This window comes from Thiorhodococcus mannitoliphagus, assembly GCF_010915725.1.
Taxonomy (GTDB): Bacteria; Pseudomonadota; Gammaproteobacteria; order Chromatiales; family Chromatiaceae; genus Thiorhodococcus; species Thiorhodococcus mannitoliphagus.
The window spans coordinates 1-7606 of record NZ_JAAIJR010000192.1 but is presented as its reverse complement, the minus strand read 5'-3'; the positions used below and the strand labels follow the sequence as shown (position 1 = coordinate 7606).

The following is a 7606-nucleotide window of genomic DNA, read 5'->3' as shown; positions in this document are numbered from 1 at the left end:
GATCTGCGCCGCGCGGAGTTGGATTCACGCGCGACGATCGAGCGCGAGGTCATCCCGCGTGAGGCGGCTTGAGATCGTCGGACGCCCACAAGAACGGCTCGCATTCTTTGCGACATGGTGTGGTATGGCGCGACTGCGAGTTCGATTCGAAGGAGTTTAGCCATCATTGAGCCATGACCCATCCAGTTCGACGTGTGAAGGACATGCAGCGTTCGTTGTGTCTTGGGGTGAACAGCCTCCCAACCATGCTACGCGGGCTTGCGCAGGCCGGCGGGCTTGTCGAGCAGCACCGACAGATCGATTATCGAATTGGCCGAACGCCGCCCCGGCGGCCAATGGCTGCCGCCACCCGGAACAGGTCCGGGATATCGACACGGTCGTCGTCGACACGACGAATCACGCCGATACGCTGCAACTCCTGGATCAGCGCCTTTTCGGGAGTATCGGAAGACCTGTCAGCCAACGCATGCGGCGGCAGATAGAAGCGCTCGTCATCAATCTCTCCGCTGCCGGAAGGCTCCGGGGACAGCGTCGCAGTCCGATCGCGCTCAATCGCCTGCACCGTCTGCGCATTCTCCCAGCGCTGCATGATGTCCTCGTCCTGGCAGGGCACGGTCTGGCCGTTCAGCGGCTCCAACACCGTCTGAATCCATGGATAATCCTCTCGCAGTTCCTGCACGCGAACCGATGAGGCGCTCTGCACACCGCGCTTGATGCCCTCCCAGTGCAGCACCTCCCCGTGTCCCCTGGCTTGGGTCTCGCGCTGCGCATCGCGCACCGCGATCAAAAAGCTGCGCGGGCTGACCTGCCCCTTGGCATCCGCCAGGTGATTCGGCAGCCATGTGTAGGTGCGTCCACGCCGCCGGTTGGAGCCCATGTAGCGGGTCGCCACGTCATGCAGCACCGCCTGTTGCAGGTCTTCGTCCTGGCGCAGCTTCGCCGGAATCGGGTAGACCTGCTCACCACCCGCCTCCGTTGCCGTGAAGGACAAGTGATGCTTCGATTGAAGCCAATTGCGAAAAATCTCGGCGCCATCGCCATGGTTGCACAGCCAATGCCACAACAGCCCATAAAGATCAGTACGGCGCCATTCCAGGATGACGCGGCCGTGGTGCAGCTTGGACGAGTCCGGAAACTGCCAGATGGTCCGATCCTCCCACATGTCTGGGCGGAGAAAGACCTTCGCCTGTATGCCCGTTTGTCCTTTCAGATCAAGGCAAACCTGAAGCAGTCCGCGCACCAACGCACGGATGGCTTTCCAGTCGGAGCCGGTGCGGTCCAGGGCATCGAAAATCACTAGGTGGCGCTTCCCGTCCGCCGCAAGTCGGCCAGCGATTCGGCTCAGCAGCCGCTCCTCGCGCTCGGGGTTGTCCGCGACATAGGCCACGACATCGGCCCAGTTCTTGCTTGGCAGTTCCTCGTCGTAACGGCTTGTGAGCTGCCGCAGCACCACCGCACGCCAGATGTCCTCGGCGGCGTGGCTTCCCTGCAAACGCTGAAGCACCCGCCGGGAGGGGTGATCGGCATTGCGTGTAGACACCGAGAAGCCCCAGCTCGTTTCCACCCGATCCAGCTTCAGCCTTGGTAACTGGGCGTGGATCAGGGCCCGGGACACGGGGCTGTTGAGGGCTGCGCTCCAAAAGCTCTTGCCGCTACCGCGATCCCCGACCACGAGCGTACTGTTTGGGTCCAGCGCGCGCTCGTGGCCGAGCACCACGTATAGATCGTTTGGGTCGGGCGGGTTGGTGCTCGCATCCATGGTATCGGGCAACTCGTCGAGGGAGCGCCGAACCCGATCGGTCGGGAAGGTTCCGTCTTTGATCTTAATCGGCATGGTCGACGGCCTTGAGATCCTCGTTGCCGAGAACGCGCTCATCCAGCGCTGCCATGAACGGCCCGAAGCTTGATGCGATGGCGGCGGCGCCCACGGTGCTCAGATGTTCCAGCGGATTGAACTGCTCGAAGCGCGGGTCATTCAGGATCTGCAACGGGTAATGCGGCGCCGCATCATCCGTCTCGGCAAAGCTGAAGGCGTCCTCGGCGCCTCCGGCCGGCTGCTCGTCGTACAGGCCGTCAAGCCAGAGTTCATAGGCCCGCGAGCGGAAACCCTCCAGCGCACCCTGTTTCTCCGAAGCACGCGCGTAGACCATCTTTAGCCGCAGGCGCCAATCGTCGTCGCCCGCCGGATGGATATGCGCCATCTGCGCAAGTTGCGCCAAAAGATAGCGATACCCTTCCCAAACCGTGGGCTGGTCGGTGGCGAACAGCAGCACGTCCGCATCCAAGTGCAGGATGGCGGCCGCCGCCGTCTCGTGCAGACCGGCACGGCTGTCGATGAGCACCAGGTCCGGCTCCAAGTCCCGCTCCAGCGTCCCCAGCAGCCGCCTCACCCTCACCGCGAAATCCTCGCCACCGCCGCGGTCATTGTCCAGGTAGGCGCGTGCGAGCTTGGCGATGAAGCCGGCCGGATGCTGCGCAGTGCGCTTGCCCGTAGCCGGTGCCACGTACAGATAGCCCGAATCGGCCAGTGGTGATCTGGCCACCAGCATGCGCTCCACAAGCATTGCCTCCGCCATCGGGCTCCCAACCAGATCCTCCGCCAGCCAATCGACAACGCCGAACTCCGGTCGGGCGTCGTCCGGCAGCAGTTGCGCGCCCAGCCCAGGCGCCTCCAGGTCCAGGTCCAGCAACAGCACCCGTTTTCCCTGTGCCGCCAGCTCGCGGCCCCAAAGGAATAAGGCCGTGCTGCGCCCAACGCCACCCTTGAGACTGAAGAAGGAAACCCGCGGCGGATGTGCCACCGATGCGCCCGCCTCGGTACCCGGTGCCAGCGCCCAGTCTTGTCCGACCACGCGGCGCTCGATCAGGCGGATCAGCGTGCCATTGATGTCCTGCACCAGGAAGGGCTCGTCCATCAGCGCCGCACCGAAGAAGGTATCGGAGAGGCGCACTAAACCGGTCTCCGAGCCAGGGCTGTAGGCTCCCAGCGCATCCGCGAGATGCGGACGCGCCGCGACCACCTCGGCTTGGTCTGCGGAGTCCGGCAGCACCAGATGCACCCGCCCGTTCATGTCGCGGATGAAACGAACCTCGGCAAAGTCGATGCCGGCAAAGGCGCCTCGGATCTGCTCCAGGGCGCGGGGCAGGGCGCCGTCGAAGGTGCATGGACTCATGATCAGTTCCCGAGGCTGGCCGCGCCCAGCGTGCGCAAGCAATGACTTTGGTGCAGTTTACAGCGCTCCTCGGAGAACGCCGCGTCCGGCCAGTAGCGGTTATCAATGCGCCAGCCAAGCATGTAGGTATCGCTGTTCAGCAATTGCTGAACAGCCCCATCCCGCCGACGACGCAAGCACTTCAACGCATGGTCGCGCAGCTCCGGCAGATGCGACAGCTTTACATCCGCCCCTTGGTGGCCCTCCAGCAACACCTTCAGCGCACACTCGGCACCCAGCCCAAAAAGATGACTGGCGTTGGCAAGACGCCCTTGCTCCAGCAGCAGCGTGCCGTCTTTGTGGCAGCGACGCGCCGCCGCCCGATAGTCCTGTTCTGATTCGGTCATCGGACGCGTGATCCTTGCATAGGCCAATCTCAGTTGTTGCGCCGCCGCCGTGTCACCGTCAGCGACGGCGCCGAGGCGCGGATCTGGTCCAGGGTGATGCAGAGTTCGCGGGCTTTCGTCGAGGACGAAGCTCGCCGGATAGCAAATCCAACCGCCTCTGCGGGTCTAGCAACACCCGATTGCTGAGCCTAGCGGGGTGGGCGAGGACTGGTCAAGGCGACATCCGGGGCGCTGAGCGGCCTGGAAAATTAGAGACGAAAACCAGGGAGTTGTCTCATGCGACCAGCCCGCGCAGGGCGTAATAGCGATAGCGTATTGCGCCGCATGGTTGGCAGGCTGCTCCCCCCAAGACGCAACAGACGTTGCATGTCCCTAGCGCGTCGAATTTCGTCATTGTGCCATCAATCTGATGGATCTGTGCCAATGTCCTTTCGGCGCAATACGCTGCGCTATTGCGCCCTACGACCTGCAAGGGCGGCGCCGCTTGAGCTTGGTCATTGGCATCCCACCCGTCCGCTATCGGCGGCTCTTCCGACATCGGAGATCACTGCGCGGCTCTCCGCGCCCCGCGAGCAAGCGTCATCGGCGAAAAAGGCTGTTCTCAGCCGATCGCGGCCTGACCGGAGCCTGGACCACTTCTAGCGTCGTCAGGGCTCACACGTCCGCTGCAACGGTCGCTGAGTTCGGCAAAGCCAGCGCGGATGACGCCCAGAACGGGGGGCCGGAATCGCCTGAGCGACAACACCGCGGACTCACAGTTGTTTGGGCAGATGCGTGATACCGGTGCCGATCAGGCGCACGGCGATCAGGGTCAGAAGGGGAATGACGAAGGGGTGCAGGGGCAGCGGGAGCAACAGGACCAGCAACAGGAGCCCAACCACCAGCGTTAGACCCGTCTGGCTCGCCTGGCGGGCGACCGGGCTCGGGTAGTCGAAGCCCAATTGACGGATCCGCCAGCGCCAGTGGCCCTCAAGCACGCCAGCGACGAGCAGCAGCCCGAGCGCCGGCGCCCAGGCCGTGAGCAGAGCGGCACGCAGACAGGCCAGCTCGACCAGTAGGCGGACGGCCTTCGCGCGGTTGAGGAGCCACTCCGGATCGACCCCATCGATCAGGACGGAGACTTGAGGGTCGGCGCTCATCGACTGGCCCGCGATCAACGCATCGTTCTGGTCCCTTTGCATCGCATACCAGCGTCGCGCCAAATCCAATACCGCCACGGCGCTCCGCTCACCGAGCGCCTGTCGAGACCAGGCCCGCTCCAGCGTCCCGACCTGCTCCAGCCACCCCGTCGGCACCCAGCACGCGATCCCGATCAGACCGACCAGCAGCAGGAGCAGCACGGCGATGCCACCCGCACCGACAGGGCTCCGCGCATCGCCAGGCTCAGGATTCGCCATGGTCAGCGGGCCTGCACATCCGGTTGGGGGCCCTCGGGCGCCCTCCCCTGACGCCGTCTTGCCTGCGCCACGTCGACTCCGGCTGGCTCGCGCAGAATCGGCAGCCGCCCCTTGACGATGCGCCCACCGGCGAGGCGCGCGATGTAGTGCAGATTCGGCAGCATTCCCAAGAGCGCTGGCTGGAACAGCTCGCTCACCTCTTCCTTGAGCTGCTCACCGACGTTGCCCGAGTGCTGCAGGGGATTGCGCTGGGTGGAGGTGCCCTGGGTGCGAGTCAGGGTCTTGAGGCGGGCCTTGGGCAGACTGGCGGTGACGTACTCCTGGGTCTCGCTGTCGAGCACGCGCAGGGCGATGAGGGTGTTGAGGTTGCCGAGTACCTGTCGCGCCTTGGCCTCGCTGCCGGTGCGCGCGGCGAAGTCGGCGAAGGTCTGGGTGGCGATGGTCAGGCGCAGTCCGCCGCCCCTACCCTTGTTCAGGAGTTGGATCAAGGGGTCATTGACGATCTCGGCGGCCTCGTCGACGAAGACGTTCACCGGGCGATGCTGGATGCTGTAGTTGTAGCGGTCGCCCGCGACGGCGGCCAGATCGGCGATCAGGATCGAGCCGATGGCGGCCCCGACCATGCCGTCGGAGAGCGCGTCCAGCCCGATGTAGGCGACCTGGGCACGCTCGACGATGCGGGCCATGGCGGTGATCGGACGCAGGTCGTCGGGGTCATCGCTGTCGGGTGAGAGCAGCGGCCCGAGCGCACCGGCAGTGAGCATGTTGAGCACCGGCAGCAGGCTCGCGACCATCTTGGAGAAGTGCACCTTGTCATGCTCGAAGAGCGAGACCAGCCCGTCGATCACGGTGGAGGGGTGCTGGGTGCGGATCTCCTGATAGAAACGCACCAGGCCGCGCGCTTTGGCCATGGTGTCGTGCGCCTTGCCGATGGAGCGCGCCGCCCTGCCCTCCCAGCCGGGTGTCTGCGCATCGAAAAAGTGCGTGAGGACCCGGACCACCAGGGCCTCGACCCCGCCTTCGAGGTAGCGGCGCAGATTAACCAGATTGGGCCGCTCCCCGGCGGCCAGCAGCCCGCCGATGACGTGCGAGAGGGCCATCTGCGAAAAGCTCTTGAAGGGGTCGTTGCCGCTTACGCTCGGCATGATGGCGGCGATGCGACTGGCGAGCTCGGTGGCGCGATTGAAGCTGTAGAGGGGATCGATCCGGTGGCTGCGGTCCGGGAAGGCGGGATGGAAGCTGACGAAGCGCTGGGGCTCGCCGCAGCGCACGCAGGCGCGCCGGGCGGAGGCCTGGAGTTCCTGATCGCCCTTGGGATCGAGGATGACCACCGCCTCGCCGCGCTGCACCGCCTGGGCGACCAGCAGTTCGAGCAACCGGGTCTTGCCCGACCCGGTGGTGCCGACGATCAGCAGATGGCCGGCGCTGTGCGCGACCGGTAGCCAGACCGGCGCCTCGCGGGGGCTAAGTCCATGTAGCCAGTGGGCGCCCAGCTCGGGATGGGCCGGCACGATGCGCTCGGGACCGACGCGGATGAGGTCGAGGGCGAGCTGGGCATGCTCGGCGTTCCAGTCGAAGCCCCAGCCGAGCCAGAGATCGGCGGGACGGCGTTGGCCGTGTGCGCGAAGCCGCTCGGGATCCAGAAAGCTCAGCGGCTGCCCGCCGAGGCGTGCCCGGCGCTGGCTGTGACGCAGCGCGGCGGGCAGCCAGCGTAGCCCCATCAGGATCGCAAGCACGGCCAGCAGTTGAAAGGGACGCTGATGCAGTGCCCAGTGGCCGTGCAGGCAGGCCGCAAGCAGCCCCACACCCAGCCAGATGGAAAGTGCCGCCAGCTCGAAGTTGGGCCGCCAGGGCGGGTTATAGGCCAAGGGTCAGGATGCCCTTCTCGACCGGACGTGCATTCGGCAACCGCTCCAGGGCACGGCGCAGGGCGGTCTCCGAAATGCCCGCGCGGCGGGCGCCGTCGAGGAGGGGACCGCGCAGTGGGATCGAGAGTGCGCCGGGGCGCTCGGTGATAGAACCCAGGGTCGGATCGCGTGCGAGGAGGCGTTGGCGAATGGTCTGCGCGTACTTGCTCGCGGTGGTCGCGGGGGAGCCTTTCGCACGGGTCTGGGTCGACGGATCATCACCGACGGCTGCCTCGATTGCCGCCGACTGCGACTGGATCGTCTCCGGCGGATGAGCTGAACCCGATACAGCTCCCAGACCCAAAGCGACCAACCGGCGCGAGACCGTGCGCGTCAGCCACACCCCGGAGACCCCGTTATGTTCGCGGACCTTGAGCATGGGGCGCAGTGGGTCGCGCTCGATCCAGTCGCGGGCGACAAAGGTTTCAAGGATCTCTCCGGGTGCTGCGTCCCACCCAGCAAGCCCCTGCGGATAGGGCAGAAAGACCTTGCCCTGGATCAGGCTCGGGCGGGCATCGGCGGTCAGTCGATCCTCTGAGAGTGCTTCGGCCAAGGCGATCAGAACCTCTCCGGCCGGCCCCTGCTGGCTAAGAGGATATCCGGAACAGAATTTGCATTACCTTTAGGTTTCTTGGAGTTTTCGGAATAAGATTTCTGCGCAAGCCAGCTGAATCAGTGCCAAGTAGTTTTGCAACTGGCAAACATAACGGGTACGAATCGCCCGAAATCCTTTCAGCCAGGCG

6 protein-coding genes are annotated in these 7606 nt (G+C 65.3%); all 6 read right to left on the bottom strand.

Going from position 1 to position 7606, the window contains the following annotated elements; translation table 11 throughout:
• Positions 1-301: 301 nt before the first annotated feature.
• A complete protein-coding gene (locus tag G3480_RS24215; protein ID WP_164656797.1) occupies positions 302-1834 on the bottom strand; it encodes an ATP-binding protein in 1533 nt (510 codons plus the stop codon).
• Complete coding sequence (locus tag G3480_RS24210; RefSeq protein ID WP_164656796.1) at positions 1824-3173, bottom strand: KGGVGR-motif variant AAA ATPase; 1350 nt, start codon at positions 3171-3173, stop codon at positions 1824-1826. The genes G3480_RS24215 and G3480_RS24210 overlap by 11 nt, the downstream gene beginning before the upstream one ends.
• Positions 3174-3175: 2 nt before the next feature.
• Complete coding sequence (locus tag G3480_RS24205; RefSeq protein ID WP_164454488.1) at positions 3176-3559, bottom strand: hypothetical protein; 384 nt, start codon at positions 3557-3559, stop codon at positions 3176-3178.
• A 752-nt stretch (positions 3560-4311) separates the two neighbouring features.
• Entirely contained in the window at positions 4312-4956 is a 645-nt protein-coding gene (locus G3480_RS24200; protein ID WP_164656795.1) for an IncC plasmid conjugative DNA transfer DtrJ family protein, read from the bottom strand.
• 2 nt (positions 4957-4958) lie between these two features.
• Positions 4959-6824 carry a conjugative transfer system coupling protein TraD gene (gene traD / locus G3480_RS24195; RefSeq protein WP_164656794.1) on the bottom strand — a complete coding sequence of 622 codons (1866 nt, stop codon included), beginning with the start codon at positions 6822-6824 and terminating at the stop codon, positions 4959-4961.
• Entirely contained in the window at positions 6814-7416 is a 603-nt protein-coding gene (locus G3480_RS24190) for a hypothetical protein (protein WP_240906029.1), read from the bottom strand. Before G3480_RS24190 ends, traD begins: the two co-directional genes overlap by 11 nt.
• Positions 7417-7606: the final 190 nt, after the last annotated feature.